19 protein-coding genes and 1 tRNA gene are annotated in these 20,276 nt (G+C 67.1%); 2 read left to right on the forward strand and 18 right to left on the reverse strand.

Going from position 1 to position 20,276, the window contains the following annotated elements:
- Nucleotides 1-16 precede the first annotated feature (16 nt).
- The 3 genes from RDCOP1_RS20000 to RDCOP1_RS20010 all read right to left on the reverse strand — a co-directional run bounded on the left by RDCOP1_RS20000 (nucleotide 17) and on the right by RDCOP1_RS20010 (nucleotide 1,782).
- Complete coding sequence (locus RDCOP1_RS20000; RefSeq protein WP_072704761.1) at nucleotides 17-214, reverse strand: hypothetical protein; 198 nt, start codon at nucleotides 212-214, stop codon at nucleotides 17-19.
- 242 nt (nucleotides 215-456) lie between these two features.
- Nucleotides 457-532: transfer RNA gene (locus tag RDCOP1_RS20005), tRNA-Thr, on the reverse strand.
- A 62-nt stretch (nucleotides 533-594) separates the two neighbouring features.
- Nucleotides 595-1,782: a DNA polymerase III subunit delta' gene (locus RDCOP1_RS20010; RefSeq protein ID WP_072704764.1), complete on the reverse strand. Its 1,188-nt coding sequence runs from the start codon at nucleotides 1,780-1,782 to the stop codon at nucleotides 595-597.
- 92 nt (nucleotides 1,783-1,874) lie between these two features.
- Here RDCOP1_RS20010 and RDCOP1_RS20015 point away from each other — a divergent pair, with 92 nt between their 5' ends.
- Nucleotides 1,875-2,264 carry a VOC family protein gene (locus RDCOP1_RS20015; protein ID WP_072705139.1) on the forward strand — a complete coding sequence of 130 codons (390 nt, stop codon included), beginning with the start codon at nucleotides 1,875-1,877 and terminating at the stop codon, nucleotides 2,262-2,264.
- On the opposite strand, the gene RDCOP1_RS20020 is transcribed toward RDCOP1_RS20015, so the two are convergent.
- The 4 genes from RDCOP1_RS20020 to RDCOP1_RS20035 form a co-directional block, all read right to left on the reverse strand.
- A complete protein-coding gene (locus tag RDCOP1_RS20020) occupies nucleotides 2,265-2,957 on the reverse strand; it encodes a helix-turn-helix domain-containing protein (protein WP_072704767.1) in 693 nt (230 codons plus the stop codon).
- Nucleotides 2,958-2,984: 27 nt separating this feature from the next.
- Nucleotides 2,985-5,939 carry a type I DNA topoisomerase gene (gene topA, locus RDCOP1_RS20025; RefSeq protein ID WP_072704770.1) on the reverse strand — a complete coding sequence of 985 codons (2,955 nt, stop codon included), beginning with the start codon at nucleotides 5,937-5,939 and terminating at the stop codon, nucleotides 2,985-2,987.
- A 113-nt stretch (nucleotides 5,940-6,052) separates the two neighbouring features.
- Nucleotides 6,053-6,661 carry a hypothetical protein gene (locus RDCOP1_RS20030; protein ID WP_072704773.1) on the reverse strand — a complete coding sequence of 203 codons (609 nt, stop codon included), beginning with the start codon at nucleotides 6,659-6,661 and terminating at the stop codon, nucleotides 6,053-6,055.
- Between the two features lie 118 nt (nucleotides 6,662-6,779).
- On the reverse strand, nucleotides 6,780-6,983 hold the full coding sequence (locus tag RDCOP1_RS20035) for a cold-shock protein (RefSeq protein ID WP_054720028.1): 204 nt from the start codon (nucleotides 6,981-6,983) through the stop codon (nucleotides 6,780-6,782).
- 330 nt (nucleotides 6,984-7,313) lie between these two features.
- Here RDCOP1_RS20035 and RDCOP1_RS20040 point away from each other — a divergent pair, with 330 nt between their 5' ends.
- Entirely contained in the window at nucleotides 7,314-9,668 is a 2,355-nt protein-coding gene (locus tag RDCOP1_RS20040) for a DEAD/DEAH box helicase (RefSeq protein WP_072704777.1), read from the forward strand.
- Between the two features lie 15 nt (nucleotides 9,669-9,683).
- Here RDCOP1_RS20040 and RDCOP1_RS20045 read toward each other — a convergent pair whose 3' ends face one another.
- The 11 genes from RDCOP1_RS20045 to ssd form a co-directional block, all read right to left on the reverse strand.
- Nucleotides 9,684-11,396, reverse strand: coding sequence for an ABC transporter ATP-binding protein (locus RDCOP1_RS20045; protein ID WP_111731603.1), 1,713 nt, complete (start codon nucleotides 11,394-11,396; stop codon nucleotides 9,684-9,686).
- A gap of 4 nt (nucleotides 11,397-11,400) precedes the next feature.
- Entirely contained in the window at nucleotides 11,401-12,342 is a 942-nt protein-coding gene (locus RDCOP1_RS20050; RefSeq protein WP_111731604.1) for an ABC transporter permease, read from the reverse strand.
- 4 nt (nucleotides 12,343-12,346) lie between these two features.
- Complete coding sequence (locus RDCOP1_RS20055) at nucleotides 12,347-13,270, reverse strand: ABC transporter permease (RefSeq protein ID WP_072704780.1); 924 nt, start codon at nucleotides 13,268-13,270, stop codon at nucleotides 12,347-12,349.
- Nucleotides 13,271-13,350: 80 nt separating this feature from the next.
- Nucleotides 13,351-14,967, reverse strand: coding sequence for a peptide ABC transporter substrate-binding protein (locus RDCOP1_RS20060; protein ID WP_174555841.1), 1,617 nt, complete (start codon nucleotides 14,965-14,967; stop codon nucleotides 13,351-13,353).
- Nucleotides 14,968-15,366: 399 nt separating this feature from the next.
- The gene (locus RDCOP1_RS20065; protein WP_072704783.1) at nucleotides 15,367-15,738 is read right to left on the reverse strand and encodes an Rv3654c family TadE-like protein; all 372 of its coding nucleotides are present in this window, start codon (nucleotides 15,736-15,738) and stop codon (nucleotides 15,367-15,369) included.
- Nucleotides 15,735-16,085: a TadE family type IV pilus minor pilin gene (locus tag RDCOP1_RS20070; protein WP_072704786.1), complete on the reverse strand. Its 351-nt coding sequence runs from the start codon at nucleotides 16,083-16,085 to the stop codon at nucleotides 15,735-15,737. Before RDCOP1_RS20070 ends, RDCOP1_RS20065 begins: the two co-directional genes overlap by 4 nt.
- 68 nt (nucleotides 16,086-16,153) lie before the next feature.
- Nucleotides 16,154-16,357, reverse strand: coding sequence for a DUF4244 domain-containing protein (locus RDCOP1_RS20075; protein ID WP_072704789.1), 204 nt, complete (start codon nucleotides 16,355-16,357; stop codon nucleotides 16,154-16,156).
- 41 nt (nucleotides 16,358-16,398) lie between these two features.
- The gene (locus RDCOP1_RS20080) at nucleotides 16,399-16,971 is read right to left on the reverse strand and encodes a type II secretion system F family protein (RefSeq protein ID WP_072704792.1); all 573 of its coding nucleotides are present in this window, start codon (nucleotides 16,969-16,971) and stop codon (nucleotides 16,399-16,401) included.
- Entirely contained in the window at nucleotides 16,968-17,753 is a 786-nt protein-coding gene (locus RDCOP1_RS20085; protein WP_072704795.1) for a type II secretion system F family protein, read from the reverse strand. The genes RDCOP1_RS20080 and RDCOP1_RS20085 overlap by 4 nt, the downstream gene beginning before the upstream one ends.
- On the reverse strand, nucleotides 17,750-18,922 hold the full coding sequence (locus tag RDCOP1_RS20090) for a TadA family conjugal transfer-associated ATPase (protein ID WP_072705151.1): 1,173 nt from the start codon (nucleotides 18,920-18,922) through the stop codon (nucleotides 17,750-17,752). The genes RDCOP1_RS20085 and RDCOP1_RS20090 overlap by 4 nt, the downstream gene beginning before the upstream one ends.
- Nucleotides 18,919-19,992: a septum site-determining protein Ssd gene (gene ssd / locus RDCOP1_RS20095; RefSeq protein ID WP_072704798.1), complete on the reverse strand. Its 1,074-nt coding sequence runs from the start codon at nucleotides 19,990-19,992 to the stop codon at nucleotides 18,919-18,921. Before ssd ends, RDCOP1_RS20090 begins: the two co-directional genes overlap by 4 nt.
- Between the last annotated feature and the right edge of the window lie 284 nt (nucleotides 19,993-20,276).

Below are 20,276 nucleotides of genomic sequence, written 5' to 3' on the forward strand. Positions count from 1 at the left end.
AGAGTTTCTTCCCGGATCAGGGCACCCAGTACTTCGCAGCCAGGCCCTGCACGACCTCGTCGTCGTCCCCTGCCAGGTCGAGCAGTGCGAGATCGCTCTGGACATCCGTCAGCCGGGGATCGTCGCCTTCGGCATCGTCTACCGGCCGGCCACCGTCCTCCGCCCGCTGGCGCATGATCTTCTCGCGAACCCGGTCCTTCAGAGAGTCAGCCATATACCGAGCATGAGGGCGCAGGTGGTGGTTGTCGAGCGCCGCGCCGGGCGTCACCGGTCGTCGCGGTCCCGGAATACACGGATCGCCATGGGGACGACGACGACGAGGGCGCCGATGATCAGGATCAGGGAGAAGATTTCCATCAACATGACTCCATGGTCCCTGTTCGTCCCGCCCGGCGCGAGGATGGAGCGCCTCCGGAACCAGAAGAGCCCCTCACCGGGGAGGTGAGGGGCTCTTCGTGGAGCTGCCTGTCGGAATCGAACCGACGACCTTTTCATTACGAGTGAAATGCTCTACCGACTGAGCTAAGGCAGCATGCCGTTCGGCGTCCGAAGTCTAGCGGACTACCCCCACCGAGATGCAAACCGGCACCTCAGTTACCGGAATGCGGCACTCAAGCGCGCCGCCATCGCGGCCAACGCGAACTTCGGCTTGACGTTTTGCGCGAGCGCGTCGCGGCACTCGAGGATCGCTTCGATGCAGTCGAGCAGAGACTCCGGCCGGGCCCGGGACGCCAGGTCGGCAGCTCGCTCGGTCATGTCGGGGTGGTTGGGCGTCGCAGAGGAACCGAAGGCGTGGGCCAGGGCGTCGCGATACAGACCCGCGAGGTCGATGAGTGCGCGATCCATGATGTCGCGCTCGGTCCGGGTCTTGCGGGATTTCTGCGTGCGCTCGAGTTCTTTGAGAGCACCGGCCGAACCCCGGAGCGCACCTGCCGCTCCCTTTCCTGTGCCACCCGCACCGAGGGCCGTCCTGAGCTCATCGGTTTCACGCTCGTCGCGTTCGACACTGATCTCTTTGGCTTCGGCCTCGGCGCTGCGGCCGAGTTCTTCGGCTGCCGAGTACGTCGTCGCAGCCCGGAGAACGGCCCCTGCCAGATCGAGCGCCCGGTTGCGGTTCTCCCGAGCGATCGCGTCGGTAGCGAGACGCCGTGCTCTGCCCACGTGACCCGCACTCACCGAGGCGGCCCACTGCGCGGTCTTCTCGTCGATGCCGTCGCGCAACTGCAGGACCTCCGCGATCGACGCGGCACTCGGAGTAACGAGACCGACGTGCCGGCACCGGGACCGAAGAGTCACCGAAATGTCCTCGGGATCGGTCGACGGGGCGCACAACAGGAAGACGGTGCGGTGGGGCGGTTCCTCGACCACCTTCAAGAGCGCGTTGGCAGCGCCCTCCGTCAGACGGTCTGCGTCTTCGATGACCACCACCTGCCACCGGCCGGTGCTCGGACGCCGCGACGCGATCCGCACGATTTCGCGCATCTCCTTGACGCTGATGCTCAGGCCCTCGGGGATCACCCGTCGTACGTCGCCGTGTGTGCCCGCCATCGTGGTGGTGCATGCGTGGCAGCGCCCGCATCCCGGTGTCTGTTCGTCGGTGCATTGAAGTGCGGCCGCGAAGCACAGCGCCGCGATCGACCTTCCCGATCCGGGGGGCCCGGTGAACAGCCACGAATGCGTCATCGCCGAACCGGTGTCCCCGTTGCGCGCGGCCACAGCGGCGGCGACGAGATCCGTCTCGACATCGCGCTGACCGACGAGACGATCGAAGACACCGGGCATACCGACCAGCGTAACGACCGGGACCGACCTGTTCTGTCCGGCTGTCCGAAATGTTCAAGACCTGCCTGTCCGGCGCGTCCTACGGTCGGCTCATGACCATTCACTTCTCTGCCGTCGGACTTGTTGTCGAGGACTTGGGGCGCTCGTTCGAGTGTTACCGCCGACTCGGCCTCGATCTGCCCACCGAAGCGCCCGACGTGCCGCACTTCGAGGTGACGACTGCCGGCGGTGTGCGTCTCATGTGGGACACGATCGAGTCCGTCAGCTCGTTCGATCCGGATTTCACGCCTGGGCAGGGAGGTCCGAGCCTCGCCTTCGACTGTGGTTCCCCGAGCGAGGTCGACGAGACGTACGCGTCGCTCGTAGCCGTCGGATGCGCCCCGGAGATGAAGCCGTGGGACGCGGTGTGGGGACAGCGCTACGCGTGCGTGCTCGACCCGGACGGCCACAGCATCGACCTGTTCGCCGCGCTTCCCGGCTGATTACGGACCGGACGACCGGCGGACGAGGTCGCCGAGCGTCGACCCCGACAGGGCGCGAACCTCTCGCGCGAGGTGTGACTGGTCGCTGTAACCGCACTCGGCCGCGATGGTCGCAGGGTCTTCGCCCGCGCGAGCGCGTGCGATCGCTCGCTGAAACCGCAGGACTCGCGACAGCGTCTTCGGCCCGTAGCCGAACGCCTGGTGCGCGCGCCGACGGAGAGTGCGTTCACTCCATCCGATCACCGACGCGGCCTCGGGGACCGTCATGCCCGATCCGAGTGCGCCCGCGAGCCCGGACAGAGGGCTTCGACGGGCGTCGTCCAGATCGCGCCGGACAGCATCGACGAGACCGGACCCCGGATCGCCTTCGACGGCCGCAACGATGTCGCGGACCCGGCGAGGCGCCCAGATCTGGTCGAGGGAGACGCGCTGGTCACGCAGTTCGGATGCGTCGACGCGCAAGAAGACGGGTCCGAGGCCCGGTGCGAACCGAACGGCGGTCAGTTTCCGCCGCGTTGCGAGATCCGAAAACTGGGCACGCGTGTCTGGGCCGGCGACGAGGAAACCGTCTTCGTGCCAGATCAGATCCATGCACCCGTCGGGCAGAACCGTGTTACCGCCCGATCCGGAGGGAGCGCGAGTCGCCTCCCACGCGACGACCCCGGGGATCCCGGACACCCACTCGCGGTACACACCGCAAGGGTAGGTGTCCGGGCCGGATCAGTCTGCTGTCTTCTTCGCCGCGGCCTTCTTCGCCGGCGCCTTCTTCGCCGCTGCTTTCTTGGCAGCGGTCTTCTTGGCCGGTGCCTTCTTCGCCGCTGCCTTCTTGGTGGCCTTCTTCACGGGACCCCGCGCACGCCGGTCGGCGAGCAACTCGGAAGCCCGCTCGTCGGTGATCGTCGGGACCTCGTCGCCCTTGCGCAGGCTCGCGTTGGTCTCACCGTCGGTGACATACGGACCGAACCGCCCGTCCTTGATCACCATGGGCTTTTCGCTCACCGGGTCCACACCCAGCTCGCGCAGAGGCGGAGTGGCGGCCGCCTGCCGCCCCCGTCGCTTCGGCTCGGCATAGATCTTCAGCGCTTCGTCGAGCGTGACAGTGAACATCTGTTCTTCGTCGGCGAGCGAACGCGAGTCGGTGCCCTTCTTGAGGTACGGCCCGTAGCGACCGTTCTGCGCCGTGATCTCCTCACCGGACTCGGGATCGACACCCACGACGCGGGGAAGAGACAGCAACCGCAGCGCGTCCTCCAACGTCACCGTCGACAGATCCATCGTCTTGAGCAGCGACGCAGTCCGTGGCTTGGGGCCGGTTGCCTTCTTGGCCGCCTTCTTCGCGGGTGCCTTCTTCGCAGCCTTCTGGGCGACAGCCTTCTTCGTCGCGGTCTTCGTGCCACCGCCGGTGCCTTCGACCTCGTCGACGGGGATCGGCGTCACGTCGGGTTCGGGTTCCGGCTCGGCAGTCGGTTCGGGGGTCGATTCGGGCAGCAACTCGGTGACATACGGACCGAACCGGCCCTCGCGCGCGACGATCTCGTGGCCGCTCGCAGGATCGACACCGAGAACCCGACCCTCCTGAGGCGTCGAGAACAGTTTCTCCGCGTATTCGAGAGTCAGCTCGTCCGGTGGCAGGTCGTCGGGCAGGTTCGCGCGCTGGGAGATCGGGTCGCCGTCCGGGTCGTCCGGGTTGACCACCATTCGCTCGAGGTACGGGCCGAACCGTCCGACCCGCACGTGGATCTCGCGACCTTCCGCGTCGTCGAACAGACGGATCGAGTTGATCTCGCGGGCGTCGATGTCCTCGAGGTTCTCGCTGACGAGCTTCTTCAAGCCACCCTGACGTGCGACGGATTCCTCGCCGCCGTACTCCCCGCCGAAGTAGAACCGCGTCAGCCAGTCGGTCCGGTGTTCGTGGCCGGAGGCGATCTCGTCGAGGTCGTCCTCCATGCCGGCGGTGAAGTCGTAGTTCACGAGCTGGGAGAAGTGCGATTCGAGCAAGCCGATGACGGCGAACGCGACCCAGGACGGGACGAGCGCGCTACCGCGCTTGTAGACATATCCGCGATCGAGGATCGTCTTGATGATCGAGGCGTAGGTCGACGGCCGGCCGATGCCGAGTTCTTCGAGCGTCTTGATCAGGCTCGCTTCGGTGTACCGGGCCGGCGGGTTCGTGGAGTGGCCGTCGGGATCGAGCTTCGTCGCGGTGACCGCGGCACCTTCGCTGAGGTTCGGGAGGCGCGACTCGGCGTCGTCGGACTGTCCACCGGCCTCTTCGTCGACACTTTCGACGTAGGCCTTCAGGAAGCCGGCGAACGTGATCGTGCGGCCCGAGGACGAGAAGGTGCACTCCTCGCCGGTGCCGGCAGCGCCGGTGATCCGGAGGGTGAGCGTGGTTCCGCGCACGTCGGCCATCTGCGACGCGACAGTGCGCTGCCAGATCAACTCGTAGAGGCGGAACTCGTCCGCATCGAGACGCGAGTGCAGTTCGCCCGGAGTTGCGAACACGTCACCCGCCGGACGGATCGCCTCGTGCGCTTCCTGCGCGTTCTTGACCTTACGGGTGTACTGACGAGGGGTCGGATGCACGAACTCTGCGCCGTACAGCTGAGTCGCCTGGGCACGGGCCGCCGCGATCGCCGATTCGGACAGAGTCGTGGAATCCGTACGCATGTACGTGATGTAGCCGTTCTCGTACAGCCGCTGCGCGATGCGCATGGTGCGTTCCGACGAGAACCGCAGCTTGCGCCCGGCTTCCTGCTGCAGCGTCGACGTCATGAACGGCGCGTACGGCTTGCGGGTGTACGGCTTGCTCTCGGCCGAGGAAACGGTCAGCGCGGTGCCGGCCAACCCCTCCGAGAGGCGGCGCGCATGGGTCTCGTCGAGAACCACGACGCTGTCGGACTTGAGTTTGCCGTCAGCCCCGAAGTCACGTCCCGATGCGACCCGCGAGCCGTCGATTCCGACGAGGCGCGCGCCGAACGAGCGAGGGCTCGCCGCTTCGCCGCCGTCCATGGTCGCTGCGATGTCCCAGTATTCGGCCGACCGGAAGGCCATCCGTTCGCGTTCGCGCTGCACGATGATTCGAGTCGCGACGGACTGCACACGCCCGGCGGACAGCCGCGGCATGACCTTCTTCCACAGCACCGGACTCACTTCGTAGCCGTACAACCGGTCGAGGATGCGCCGGGTCTCCTGCGCGTCGACCAGATCGGTGTCCAGCTCGCGGGTGTTCTCGGCGGCCGCACGGATCGCGGATTCGGTGATCTCATGGAACACCATGCGGCGAACGGGGACCTTGGGCTTGAGCGTCTCCAGGAGGTGCCAGGCGATCGCCTCGCCCTCACGGTCGGGGTCGGTTGCGAGGTAGAGCTCGTCGGCGTCCTTGAGGAGGCTTTTCAGTTCGGAGACCTTGGACTTCTTCTCCGGGCTGACGACGTACAACGGCTCGAAGTCGTGATCGACGTTCACACCGAGACGCGCCCACGACTCACCCTTGTATTTCGCGGGGACGTCTGCGGCGCCGCGGGGCAGATCCCTGATGTGGCCGACCGACGCCTCCACGACATAGTCGCGTCCCAGGTAGGGCGCGATTTTCTTCGCCTTGGTCGGGGATTCGACGATGACCAGCCGACGCGTACCCGAGGAGCCGTCCGAATTGCTCTTGTCTGCTGCCACCGTGCCGCCTGTGCCTTCCCTCTACCGACATGTCGCGCTTCTCGAAGACATGTATACCGACCACGTCCCCCCGACGTAGCCACACACAGGGTCGCACATCCTCGGGGAACAGCTCATCGCGTGTGGTGTTCCATCGGCCCCGGATACGGCCAGACCTCCCGCGCCCGGGGGTCGTCGGGTGGCGCCCCGATGTTCTCGACAAGCCTGGTCAGGCGCCTGCGCCCGGACACCCGCAAGCCGGGCGACGGCCCTCGCGTGCCGATCAGAGTCGGTGCAATTCCTGCCCGCAGGAAAGCCTCGGCGAGAGGCGCGTGGGTGTCGGGCGTCTGCGGATCGAGGCCGAGGACGTACCGCTCGCCGTCCAGTTCCTTGCGCCCGGAGGCGAGGAACCAGGCCCGCTGCGCTCGCGAGCTGGGCACCCACTCGTAGGGCACCGTCTTCGTGATGCCGTGCATCCACTGCGAGGCCAACGGCATCGTCTCGGCGACGAACTGTGTGGACACCGTCGTACGTCCGTCGTCGGTGTCGGCGAACTCCGGATCCAGACCGGCTTCGGTCATCAGATGTGCGATGGCGTCGGCACGCCACAGGTCCTCGACCGTCACGGAGACGCGAGCCCGAAGGTCCCGGACCACGACCGTGCCGTGTGCGGCGAGCAGTCCGCTCAGGTCGGCGACCGCGGGCGGCCCGAGTTCCGCGCCGAAGAACGACAGCTGGCTCATTCACTCTCCCTCCGGTCGGTCGATACCCGGAAAATGCATCGTCCCCCATCACCGGTGGTGACGGGGGACGATTCAGGTGAGGAATCGAGCCTCACCTTGTGCTCAAAGGAGCAATCTCTCAGACGGCGCGCACGCCGGTGGCCTGCGGGCCCTTGGTGCCCTGACCGACCTCGAACTCCACGCGCTGGTTCTCCTCGAGGGTGCGGAAACCGGCACCCTGGATCTCGGAGTAGTGAACGAATACGTCGGCAGAACCGTCCTCCGGAGCGATGAAGCCGAAGCCCTTCTCCGCGTTGAACCACTTCACAGTGCCCTGTGCCATGCTTTTCCTTCTCTTTCTAACACCGGATTCGACAGACCGCCGGAAACGCGACCCGCCCGGCCCCGGTTCCGACCGCTGTACTTCCGAGTCCCCCGTTGGAAGAGCAAAGCACCGCGCTCGCAACCATCGATCCTGCGAGCGTTCACTTTCTCAAGCCTACGAACACAGAAGCTGCGACCGGGTGTCAGTCAACCATGCCCAGGGCGGTCGCAACAGTACTAATGGGCACAAACGTGCCAGAAAATTCGGACCGGCCCGACCGTCGGTACCATTACCGACCGGTAGTGGTTTCTGCCCTTCTGTTCGATCCCGCAACCCCCGGAGCGCTCCGTGCCCAGCTCACCCCCGTTCGATCCGGGTGACGGCACTGCTGCCACCTACGGACGCGAGCTTCTCGAGCGGCTTCTGGCGGGCACCCCGGCCGGGGAATCCCCGCTCACCCACGTCGCGTCGCTGCCCGCGCGGCACGCGCAGCACGTCGACTGGCCTCAGTGGGCCGCCGAACCCGTGGTCCGGGCTCTGCGCGAGCACGGCGTACCGCAACTCTGGAGCCATCAGGCCGAAGCAGCCGATCTCGCTGCGAACGGGGAGCACGTGGTCGTCGCCACCGGAACGGCATCCGGCAAGTCGGTTGCATACCAGCTTCCGGTACTCACCGCCCTCGCGACCGACCCGCAGGCCACCGCCCTGTATCTGGCACCGACCAAGGCCCTCGGTGCCGATCAGCTTCGATCGGTCACCGAACTGACCATGATGGACCCTGCACTGTCGACCGTGGCCGCGTGCGCGTACGACGGCGACACCAGCACGGAAATGCGACAGTGGGCGCGCCGGCATTCACGGTGGATCTTCACCAACCCCGACATGCTGCACATGTCGCTGCTGCCCGCCCATGCACGCTGGGCGCGGATGTTTCGGCGGCTGCGTTACGTCGTCGTCGACGAATGCCACGCATACCGGGGCGTATTCGGTTCGCACGTCGCGCTGATCCTGCGGCGGCTTCGACGGCTGGCTCGCCATTACGGCGCCGACCCAGTGTTCGTCCTGGCGTCGGCGACCACCGCGGAACCCGCCGCGGCGGCGTCCCGGCTGATCGGCGCACCCTGCCGCGCAATCACCGAGGACGGATCTCCCCACGGCCCCCGAACCGTGGCGATGTGGGAACCCCCGCTGCTCCGCGACGTCACCGGCGAACACGGGGCACCCGTGCGCCGCGCGGCCGGAACCGAGGCCGCCCGGTTGCTCGCCGACCTCGTCGTCGAGGGCGCGCGAACGTTGACGTTCGTCCGGTCGAGACACGGCGCAGAACTGACGGCCATGGGAGCGCGACGGCTGCTCGCCGGGGCAGCGCCCGACCTCGTCGACCGTGTCGCCGCGTACCGTGCCGGGTACCTCGCGGAAGATCGCCGAGACCTCGAGGCGGCGATCTCGGACGGTCGCCTACTCGGGGTCGCGAGTACCAATGCCCTCGAACTCGGAGTGGATATCGCCGGCCTGGATGCCGTCGTCGTAGCCGGGTTCCCCGGCACGGTCGCGTCGTTCTGGCAGCAGGGTGGCCGTGCGGGCCGGCGCGGACAGGGATCGCTCGTCGTGCTGGTCGCCCGGGACGATCCCCTCGACACGTATCTGGTGCACCACCCGCAGGCGTTGCTGGGCAAACCGATCGAGTCGACCGTCACCGACCCGACGAACCCGTACGTCCTGGGGCCGGAATTGCTCTGCGCCGCATCGGAAATGCCGCTGAGCGACACCGAGGTCGAGGAGTACGGAGCCTGGGACGTTCTCACCCGGCTCGCCGAGGAAGGTTCGATCCGGAGACGCCCGCACGGCTGGTTCGTCACACCCGGTACGCACCCGCATGCAGACATCGACATTCGCGGCGGAATCGGTCTTCAGGTCGCGATCGTGGAGGCGGATACCGGGCGGATGCTCGGCACCGTCGAAGGAAGCCGGGCACCCGCGACGATTCATCCTGGCGCGGTACATCTGCACCGCGGCGAATCGTTCGTCGTCGACGAACTGCACCTCGACGACGGGATCGCGCTCGTCCATGCGGAAGATCCGGAATGGTCGACCAGTGCCCGCGAAGTCACGGAGATCTGCTGCATCTCGATCGACGAACGGCGGGACCACGGCCCCGTCACGGTCGCGGCAGTGCATGTCGAGGTGACGCATCAGGTGGTTGCCTATCTGCGGCGTCTACCTTCCGGCGAGGTGCTCGATCAGATCCCGCTGGACATGCCCGAGCAGACCCTCGCCACCCGCGCTGTGATGTACGCCGTCGATCCCGGATTGCTCTCCCGGATCGGCCTCACGGCCGACCGTATCCCGGGGGCGCTGCACGCTGCCGAACATGCGGCGATCGGCCTGCTCCCCCTGGTGGCGACGTGTGATCGCGGGGACATCGGCGGGGTCTCGACGGACCTCCACCCCGACACGGGACTTCCCACCGTCTTCGTCTACGACGGCCAGCCGGGCGGTGCCGGATTCGCAGAGCGTGGCTACCACCGGATCTCACAATGGCTCGGGGCAACCCGGGACGCCGTCGCAGCCTGCGAGTGCGTCTCGGGTTGCCCCTCCTGCGTGTATTCGCCCAAGTGCGGCAACGGAAACGATCCGCTCGACAAGGCGGGCGCGGTTCTCGTCCTCAGCGCCGTGCTGGACGCGATCGGCACCGGGGACTGAGAACCGCCTACTTCATCAGGACACCGGCGCGTGCTCGGCGGCTGCCCGTTCGGCGGCCAGCAGCGCGGCGCGCTCCTCGCGTCGCTTCGCCTGCTCGGCCGGGTCCGGAACGGGGACCGCTGCCAGCAACCGCTTGGTGTACGGATCCTCCGGGGACCGCAGGATGCGATCGGTCCGATCGAACTCGACGAGCTTGCCGGCCCGCATCACGGCGATACGACGTGCAAGCACCTCCACGACGGCGAGGTCGTGGCTGATGAACAAGCACGCGAATCCGTATTCGCGCTGCAACTCCTGGAACAACTCGAGCACCTTGGCCTGCACCGAGACGTCGAGCGCCGACGTCGGTTCGTCCGCAACCAGCAACGTCGGTTCGAGAGCCAGCGCCCGGGCGATTCCCACGCGCTGACGCTGCCCGCCGGAGAGCTGATGCGGGTAACGGTTGCGCATGTCCCGCGGCAGCTGAACCTGATCGAGCAGTTCCTCGACCTTCTTGTCGCGCTGGGTGCGGTCCATTTCGGTGTGCAGCAGCATCGGCTCGCCGATGGACTGTCCGATGGGCCAGCGCGGGTTCAGCGACGAACCCGGGTCCTGGAACACGATGCCGACCTTGCGGCGGACCGGACGCAGATCGCGCGTCGACATCTTCGTGATGTCGGTGCCCGCAACGGACAGTGAGCCGGAGTGCAGCTTGAGCAATCCCACTACGGCCTTGCCGATCGTCGACTTGCCTGAACCGGATTCTCCGACGAGTCCGACGACCTCACCGGGTTCGATGTTGAGGCTGACGCCGTCGACCGCCCGGAAGCCGCTGTTGCGACGCGCCCCGGGGTACTCGATCACGCCGTCGACGATTTCGAGTGCGTACCGCACGTCCGGAGTGTCCTCGGTTCCGGCCTCGCCGACTCGCGAGCCGAGGTGAGGCACCGATGCGAGCAGTTCCCGGGTGTAGGCGTGCTCCGGCTGGTTGAAGATCTGGTCGGCCGTGCCCTGCTCGACGATGACACCGTCTCGCATGACGATCATGCGGTCGGCCATGTCCGCGACGACACCCATGTCGTGTGTGATGAGGACGATCGCCGCGTCCACCCGCTCGCGCAGATCCCGCATCAGCTGCAGAATCTCCGCCTGCACGGTGACGTCGAGCGCGGTGGTGGGCTCGTCGGCGATGAGCACCGCCGGCTCGGACGCCAATGCCTGCGCGATCATCGCCCGCTGGCGCTGACCGCCGGAAAGCTGGTGTGGGTAGTACTTGACCCGCTTCTCCGGTTCGGGCATATCCACGAGACGGAGCAGCTCGATCACGCGCTCCTTGGCCTGCGCCTTGGACATGTCCGAGTGCGAGCGAATGGCCTCGCTGATCTGCCACCCGATCGTGTAGACGGGATTCAGGGCCGTCATGGGCTCCTGGAAGATGACGGCAATGTCTTTGCCGCGCACCGAGTTCAGTTCGCGTTCCGACAGACCGACGAGTTCGCGGCCGTCGAGAGTGATGCTGCCGCGGACTCGGCTGTTGTCGGCGAGCAGACCCGGTACGGCCATGGCCGTCGTCGATTTACCCGATCCGGATTCGCCGACGATCGCCAGGATCTCGCCCCGCGCCACCTCGAACGAGACGTCACGTACGGCCGTTCTCCAGGCCTTGTCCACCTCGAAATCGATGGTCAGACCGGAGACTCCGAGGATTGCGCGGTCGGTCGTGGTCTCGTCGATCGTGTCGACACTCATTGCGTCAGCTCCGTTTCGGGTCGAGCGCATCTCGCAGCGCATCACCCATGAGAATGAAGGCCAGCACGGTCACCGACAGGAACGCGGCCGGGAACAGCACCAGGTGCGGCGACGTCGAGATGTAGTTCTGGCCCAGGTTGATCTGCAGGCCCCACGACATGGCGGGCATCTGCAGGCCGATGCCGAGGTACGACAGTGCTGATTCCGCGGCAATGAACGTACCGACGGCGATGGTGGCGTAGACCAGAACAGGGGTCAGCGCGTTCGGCAGAATGTGCCGGACCAGGATGCGGAAGGTGGAGGCTCCCAGCACCTGGGCGGCCTGAACGTACTCGCTCTCCTTGATGGCGATGACCGACGAACGCACCAGCCGCATCGCCGTCATCCAGCCGAAGGTGATCAGCGCCAGAGACACGGTCCAGATGGTCCGCTCGGACGTCACCGTCAGCAGCACCAGCGCGCCGAGCAAGAGCGGGATGCCGAAGAAGATATCGGTGAAGCGCGCCAGCACGCTGTCGAGAGCGCCACCGAAATAGCCTGCGAGCGCACCGATCAGCACACCGACGATCAGCACACCGATCACGGAGAGGAGGCCGATGCTCAGGGAGACACGGGCACCGTAGATCACGTTGGCGTAGTAGTCGCAGCCCTGCAGATCCGTTCCGAACCAGTGCTGCGCACTCGGTTGCAGGCGGCTGTCGGACAGGTCGCACGCCCGAGGATCGATACCGCGGGCGAACAGCTGCGGCACCAACGCCATCATCACCAGAAGGGCGGTGATGATGGCGCCGAACCAGAAGAACACACTGCGGCGCAACTTCTTCCACGCGTTGCCCCACAGGCTCGCCTGGCCCACCAGTTGGACGGCTTCGCCCGTCATGACATTGCCCGGCTCACCCTCCTCCACGGCATGTGTACGGGCGGCCTCGGCATTTTTGGAATCCATACCACTACTCGTATCTGATCCGGGGGTCGAGGAATGCGTACAGCACGTCCACGACGAGGTTGAAGAAGATGTAGAAGAAGACCATCAGCGTGACGATGCCGACGACCACCGCACCTTCCTGGTTCTGTACAGCGTCGAAGATTGCGCGGCCCAGTCCTGGAATGTTGAACACCGACTCGGTGATGATCGCGCCGCCCAACAGTGCGCCGATATCGGCGCCGATGAAGGTGACGACGGGAATCAAGCTGTTACGCAGCGCATGCCGGACCACGATGCGGCGATACCCGACGCCCTTGGCCCGCGCGGTGCGGATGTAGTCGGCAGCCATCGACTCGGACACGGCGGTGCGCGTCAGTCGGGCGACGTATGCCATCGACAGCGACGCGAGCACCAGGCCCGGGAGCAGGAAGCTGTACCAGCCGTTGTTGATACCGGCGATCGGGAACAGACCCAGCTTGTATCCGAAGACATACTGCGAGACGAAGCCGAGGACGAACACGGGGATCGACACCAGCAGTGTCGAGGAGACGAGCACCAGGTTGTCGAAGAAGGAGTTGCGACGCAGGGCTGCGAGCACGCCTGCCGTGATGCCGATGAGGACTTCGAACGCGACGGCCACCGCTGTCAGCTGCATGGTCACCGGCATCCGTTGCGCGATGGTGTCCAGCACCGGCCTTCCGGAGAAGTCGGAACCGAAGTCGCCCTGCAGGAGTCCGCCGACGTACTTGATGTACTGGACGAAGAACGGATCGTCGAGGTTGTACTGGGCGCGAAGTTGCGCAATGACGGCGGGGGCAAGCGGGCGATCGCCCGCGAGCGCGCGGATGGGGTCGCCCGGAAGGGCGTACACCATCGCGAAAATCAGAAAAGAGGCGCCGATCAGGACCGGGATGGTCAGCAGCAATCGGCGCGTGATGAAGCGACCCACTGGGTTCTCCTATACGGAACAGAACGTCCAACACAGTGGTGGGGTGCCTCGCTTGTGCGAAACACCCCACCACTCGTCACTCAGTTGACCGTGACGTCTTCGACCACGATGTCACCGAACGCATCGATATTCACGTTGGTCACGCGGTCGCTGTACACGGCCTGGTTGAGACCGTAGAACAGCGGCGCGGAAGGCATGTCGCGGAACAGGATGTCCTCGGCCTTCTGGTACTCCACCGTGGCAGCCTCGAGCGAGTCTGCGTTGTTACCGGCCGAGAGGGCCGCGTCGAACTCGGGGTTGCTGTAGAACGTGTTGTTCGAGCCCGCGGGCGGCAACGCACTCGTGCTGTAGATCGGCGCGAGGAAGTTGTACAGCGACGGGTAGTCCATGATCCACGCGAAGCGGAACGGGCCGGTCATGCCCTTCGCGTCCTGCAACGGCAGGTACTGCGCGAACTGCAGATCGCCGCGCAGCATGTACTCGATACCGAGGTTGGTGCGGATCTGGTTACCGACCGCGGTCATCCACGGGTCGTGCCCGGCTCCGGCGTTGAACCACAGATCGATCGGCTGGCTGCGATCGAAACCGGCCTCGTCGAGAAGCTTGTTGGCCTGCTCGACGTTCAGCTCGCACTTGGCGCCACAGGCGTCTGCGCGGTATCCCTCGACGACGGGGGATCCGAAGGACTTGGCCGGTGTACGAGTGTCGGTGAAGATGGCCTTGGTGATGGCCCCACGATCGATGGCCATGGAGAAGGCTTCACGGACGCGGGGATCCGAGAAACGCGGATCGTATGTGGGGAAGCTGAGCGAGGTGATGTCGGGGCGAGGACGCTCGACATAACGATCACCGAACTGATCGCGGGCGGTGGCGAACGCGTCCGGCGGCAGGTCCAGCATCACGTCGAGGCCGCCGGCCTGGACGTCGGTGTAGCCGGTGGCCAGTTCGGTGTAGACCTTGAACTGCACGCCGTCCGACTTAGCGGCATTCTCACCGGCGTAGTCCTCGTACTTGGTGACGGTGAAGCCCTGACCGTCGACGAAGTCCTCGTCGGCCTTGAACGGCCCGTTGCCGATCGGACGCCGGCCGAAGCCCTCGGGATCGGAGAAGAAGGCTTCGGGCAGGGGCATGAACGCCGAGTACCCGAGGGTGATCGGGTAGATCGCGAACGGCTCCTTGAGCTGGACCGAGATGGTGGTGTCGTCCACTGCCTCGAGGCCGGACATGGTGGTCGCGGCCGGCTCGCCGCCCTCGGCGGCCTGCAGGTCGTCGTAGCCGTTGACGTTCTCGAAGAAGTACGACGCGCCGTATGCGTTGGTGCTCAGCGCGGTGTAGTTCCACGCATCGACGTAGGACTTGGCGGTGACGGGGGTCCCGTCGTGGAAGGTCCAGCCCGACTTCAGCTTGATGGTCCAGTTGACCTGGTCCTCGGACTCGACCGACTCTGCGACACCGGTGTACTCGACGTCGTTGGTGTCGTCGTTGTAGTTCACCAAGGGCGTGAACAATGCCTTGAGGACCTGGTTGCCCTCGCTCTCGGTGGTGTTGCCCGGAACCAGCGGGTTCTCGGGCTGACCGATGTACAGGCTGTACGTGCCCTCACTATTACCGGCAGCGGTATCGCTGCCACAGGCCGCGAGCATGCCGACGGCTACGAAGCCCACCGACACGACCGCGATCGCGCGCTTGATCCTCAAAATCAACCCTTCCTCAGCCCCATCGAGACAGCGTCGCTGTCTACGAAGTCCGCGATGATCCACGGTGTCGGTGTGAGCCACACGATGACGTGAGGCCCGGAACGTCGGTTGACTCTAGACACATGCCTAGCGAGGGCAACGGTCTCCCCCGGCGTACGGAAAGCCTCGAGGCCCGCTGAAATGCTGCGGTAACGCACCACCGGCGTGTCTCCTCGGGAGGACGGGCAGGCCGAGACGGCGTGCGCGACAACGGCCGACGCCATCGCAGCAGTACATCGCATTTGCGCGGTTTGAAACCTCCCGATCGACGTCTGTGGCCGAACTATCGGATTAAGTGTGATGCCCATCACATGTGATGGGCATCACACTGTTCTCACTGGGCCTGTCGAAGGCTGTTTCTCACCCTCCGGACGCCGCAGCCGGACCTGCTCGTGCGACGGCTGTCGCCACTTCACCGCCGAAAAGCGACGACACCCTAGCCGTCACCTCGAACTCCGCATACCAGCCGTCGATCTCGCACCGCCGCACCTGTACGCGCATGCGCGACACGATCGGTTCGGCCACTTCGCAGGCCGCCACGACGCCTCGATCGAGAGCCGAGGCCACCGCCAGCGCCGACAGATCAGCCGCTGCCTGCGCCCGGTGACGTGCGACAACGACCGATCCGACGTGCAGCAACGTCGCGGTGATCGCGATCAGGGCAGCCATCACGGCGCAGCCGATCACGCTGGCACTCCCGCGGTCGTCGGCAGAAAAGCGTTGCGAGGTCATGGCATCCCCGCTGGTTCCCGCACCGACACCGCTTCTGCCGTCAATGTCAGCAGCGGAAGCAGCGGGCTCTCGGCCGTCACGACAGCAACGATCAGATCGCCGTCCTCCCGCAATGCAACACGCGCGTCGGGGGGTGCGACGCGGACGGCCACCTCGACCGCCCGCGCGTGGTCACCTCGCGCCGCGAGCCGCGCCGCCTCACGCGCTGCATCGTGACACCGAACCTGGTACGCGATGCTCAGCACCGCGCCGAGGCACAAGACCAGCACGGTGACGAGGCTGGCGATCGCAAGCGCTGCCTCCACGGTGACGCCCCCGGCGTCCCCCGGCGGAGGCGCCGGAACCACCTCGCGGCTGTCGCAGTTCGGGTTCCCGCGCCTCACACGGCTGTGTTGCCTCACACGGCTGTGTTGCCTCACACGGCTGTGTTGAGCGCGCGTTCGACGATGCCGGTCAACGCCGACACGATCGAGTCGCCGGTGACGACGGTGTACAGGACGGCACCGAAGGCAGCTGCCGCAATAGTGCCTATCGCGTATTCCGCGGTGGACATGCCGTCGTCCTGGACTACGAGATCCGACAACCGGCTCCGAATTCCCCGAACATCGATGGTGCGCATAGCTCCCCCTTCCTGCAGCGCGGACGATCCGCGCCGACGTTTCACAGCAGCCCTCCCCCGAGCACGTCCCGGGCCAGGCCGATCACCACCGGCACGATGCCGAGGCATACGAAGGCAGGCAGAAAGCACAACCCCAGCGGGCCGGCCACGAGTACGCCTGCCCGCTCGATGTCGGCGGCGACGCGGTCCTCCGCTTCGGCCCGGTACCGGACAGCCAGTTCTGCCACCGTGTCCGACAGCGGAGCACCCGATTTGGCGGATCGCCGGGCTGCTCGTGCGAAGTCGTCGAGCAACTCGTCGTCACCGGCGCCGTCCCACGCGTCGGCCGGGTCGGCGCCGAGGGCGAGCCTGTCGGCACCCCGGCGTAACGCCGCCGCGAACCCGGGCGGCGCCGACTCCGCCACGGCCCTGGCTGCCGTCGCGGCCGGCATACCGGCGCGGAGACACGCAGCGAACAGGTCGAATGCGGCGGGTACAGCGTTCGGGTCGGCATGTCCGGACGGAAGTGGCGAAAGAGACGCAGTTTTCGTACTTCTCAGACGCGCGTTGCCTGCCGGCACGGGAAGAACGAGCAGAGCCGCGGCGGCAAACGCCGCGGCAAGAGAGGCCGTCATGCGCTCACCCGTTCGGCGATACGGTCGGTCCACAACAGTCCCGCGCACGCCAGCACTGTGCCGCCGACCAGGAGCATTCCACCGAGACCCCCGGAGAGCAGGATCGCGACAGGCGCTGCCCCCATCAACTGGCCGAGACCGACGCCGAGCAGCGGGAGCCCTGCGAGGACGGTGGCGGTGGCACGAGCACCTGCCAGACCCGCGTCCGTGCGCGCGCGGATCCGCATCCGGGCCGAAAGATCTGTGCGAGCCGCAGCCAGAAGTTCGGCGAGAGCGAGACCGTGACGGTCCGAAACCGTCCATGCGTCTGCAAGCCGTGCAAGATTCCCGGCGAGACCGTAGCCCGTGGCCGACGACCGCAAGCCGTCCGCCGCCGAACCTCCCAGTCGCGAGCGAGCCGCCGCGACCCGGAAAACATCCGACGCGGGGCCGGTGGTCTCGCGCGCTGCGGTATCGCAGGCATCGGCCGGATGCGCGCCGACACGCAGGTCGGCGATCACCGCCTCGAGGCCGGACAACAGCATCCGCCGATGGGCGTCGAGTTGCGCGGCACGGCGTCCGCGTCGCATCCGCACCAGTGTCGTCGCGGCCACGACGGCTGCTGCCAGCGCCGGCGTGACGCCCGTGAACAGACTCAGTGCGACGCCGACCGCAGCGACGAGCACCCCCTGATGCCGAAGCGCGGCGAGCCGGTGCCGCTGCCGGGTCCGGATACGCTGCGCCGCAGATGAACCCGGAAGGGCAAGCAGCGCAGCCGCGAGGCAGAGTATCGCGGCGATCACGGGACATCCCTCCGACGGAGGGCGCGGTCGAGCGCAGCCATTCCCGCCAGCGCTCCGCCGTCGTGGGTCCACACAGGCGACACGACCACTCCGGACACGGGATCACGTTCGACGATGCCGATCTCGACGAGCCGCCTCGCGCCTCCGGGGCTGCGATGCACGTGGAGAACCACCTGGACCGCAGCCACGAGCTGGCTGTGCAGCGCCGCCCGGTCGAGGCCACCGAGCGCCGCGAGGGCTTCGAGACGGGCGGGTACCTCGTCCGGAGAATTGGCGTGCACGGTGCCGGCACCGCCGTCGTGCCCGGTGTTCAAAGCCGTCAGGAGGTCGACGACCTCCGCTCCGCGCACTTCCCCGACGACGATTCGGTCGGGTCGCATGCGCAACGCCTGCCGGACGAGGTCGCGGACGGTGACCTCCCCGACGCCTTCCACATTGGGTGCGCGTGCGACCAGCCGGACGACGTGTGGGTGTGCGGGTACGAGTTCGGCAGCATCCTCGACGCAGACGATCCGCTCCCGGGAATCCACGGCTCCGAGCAGGGCCGCGAGCAACGTCGTCTTGCCGGCGCCGGTACCTCCGACCACGAGGAACGCGAGTCGTGCGCGAATGATGCGCAGCAGCAGCCGGTAGGCGTCCTCGTGGACGGCACCCCGCTCCCGCAGCGCGTCGAGGCCCTGCGTGGCGGGTCGCAGCACGCGAAGCGAGAGACACGTCCCGCCCTGAGCGACGGGCGAGAGCACCGCGTGCAGCCGGACCCCGAATTCTCCGTGCCCGGGCAACCTGCCGTCCACCCACATCTGCGCGTCGTCGAGTCGTCGGCCGGCGAAGAGCGCGAGACGTTGTGCGAGCCGGCGCACCGCCGTTTCGTCGGGGAACGTCACTTCCGTAAGTTGCAGTCCGGACCCGCGATCCACCCACACCTTGTCGGGTGCGGTGACCAGCACATCGGTGACCTCGGGGTCGCCGAGCAGCGCTTCGAGTGGACCGGCTCCGGTGAGTTCGGTCTGGAGGTGCCGGAGTGCACCGAGCAGATCCGAGTCGCCGAGCACGCCCCCGGCTTCGGCGCGCAACGCCGCGGCGACTCGGGCGGGTGTGAGATCCCCCGGCTCGTTCGCCAGACGATCTCGGACGCGGTCGAGCAGGTCGGGGGCGAGGCCGGCCGTCACGCGATCCACCGCGGCCTCGGGCGAGCCGCACCGACGGGGGCGAGTACGTCCGTTGCGGCGCCGAGGAGCGGTGACCGCGTCCGCAGCCGCAGGCCACCACGTTCGAGCGCTTCGGCCAGCCCGGGTTCGGGCCGCATGGACGCCAGCACCGGTAGCCCCGTCACCTCCGCGACGTCCGCCGGCGTGAGTCCACCGGGGGCCGGTCCCCGGACCACGAGGCCTGCGGCAACCCCACGTTCGACGAGCCGATCGGCGATCCGCGCAGACGACAACGCCGCCCCGACCCGGGCCGGCACGACCACCACGGTGAGTTCGGCGAGCGACACCAGTGCGTCCGCCACCGGCCCGAAGGCACGCCCCACGTCGGCGATCACCGTGGTCCCGGAGCGTTGTACCGCGTCGACGACGGCCATCGCCGCGCCGGCGTCGAGTTGCGCGCGGGTTTCCCGGTCGGCGGACAGAACCCCGATGCCCTGTGTCCAGGTGGGTACCGCGTCGCGCAGGGCACGCGCCGAGATCCGCCCTCCCTCCACGGTGAGCCCGGACCACCGCACACCGGGACGTTCCTCGAGCCCGGTCAGCACGTCCAGACCGCAGCCGTAGGGATCGGCGTCGACGAGCAGCACATCTCGCCCGGCGTCCTGCCGCCCGGCCGACCACGCCAGAGCAGCAGCGAACGTCGACGCTCCCGCCCCACCGCAACCTCCGACGACAGCGAGCACGGTGCCACCGGATTCCTCGGGTTCGGCGGTCGCGCCGATGACGGCGAGCAACTCCACTTCACCGTCGGGCAATCCCAGGACGTGTTCGGCACCCACGACCGCGGCGGCCTGCCATTCCCGAAGATCGGCGGTACCGGGACAGACGAGCACGACACCGGACCGCCGCGGAAGCTCGGCCGCACACGCGAGCGCCGCGGCGTGGTCGACCACCACGACGGCGGCATCGGCCCAGGCACGCCGGGCAGGAGGCGCCGCAGCTTCGCAGAGTTCCCGGTCGGCGGCGGCGGCGACACGGCGCAGCGCGGCGATCAGGGTGGGGTCGTCGGTAAGACCGAGGACGTTCGTCATGTGCCCAGCGTGTGGGCTGCCGGGCGCTCAGCGGCAGCCGTCGGAGTGAACAGGCCGAATCTGGGGACAGTCTCGATCACTGTGGACAACTGTGGATCGGGTGGTCCGATGTGCGGTCGGTGGTCACCTGCCGTCGCCCACGAAGAGGGCCAGAAAAGGGACGACCCTCGCCAGGGGGGAGGAGGCGAGGGTCGTCTGTGTTCAGCCCCGGGGGGTCGGGCTGAACACAACCCGGACGGATCCGGGCATTCGTGATAGTACACCGAACGTGCACGCTGTCTGCA

Origin of the sequence: Rhodococcus coprophilus NBRC 100603, from assembly GCF_001895045.1 — a bacterium.
Taxonomy (GTDB): Bacteria; Actinomycetota; Actinomycetes; order Mycobacteriales; family Mycobacteriaceae; genus Rhodococcus; species Rhodococcus coprophilus.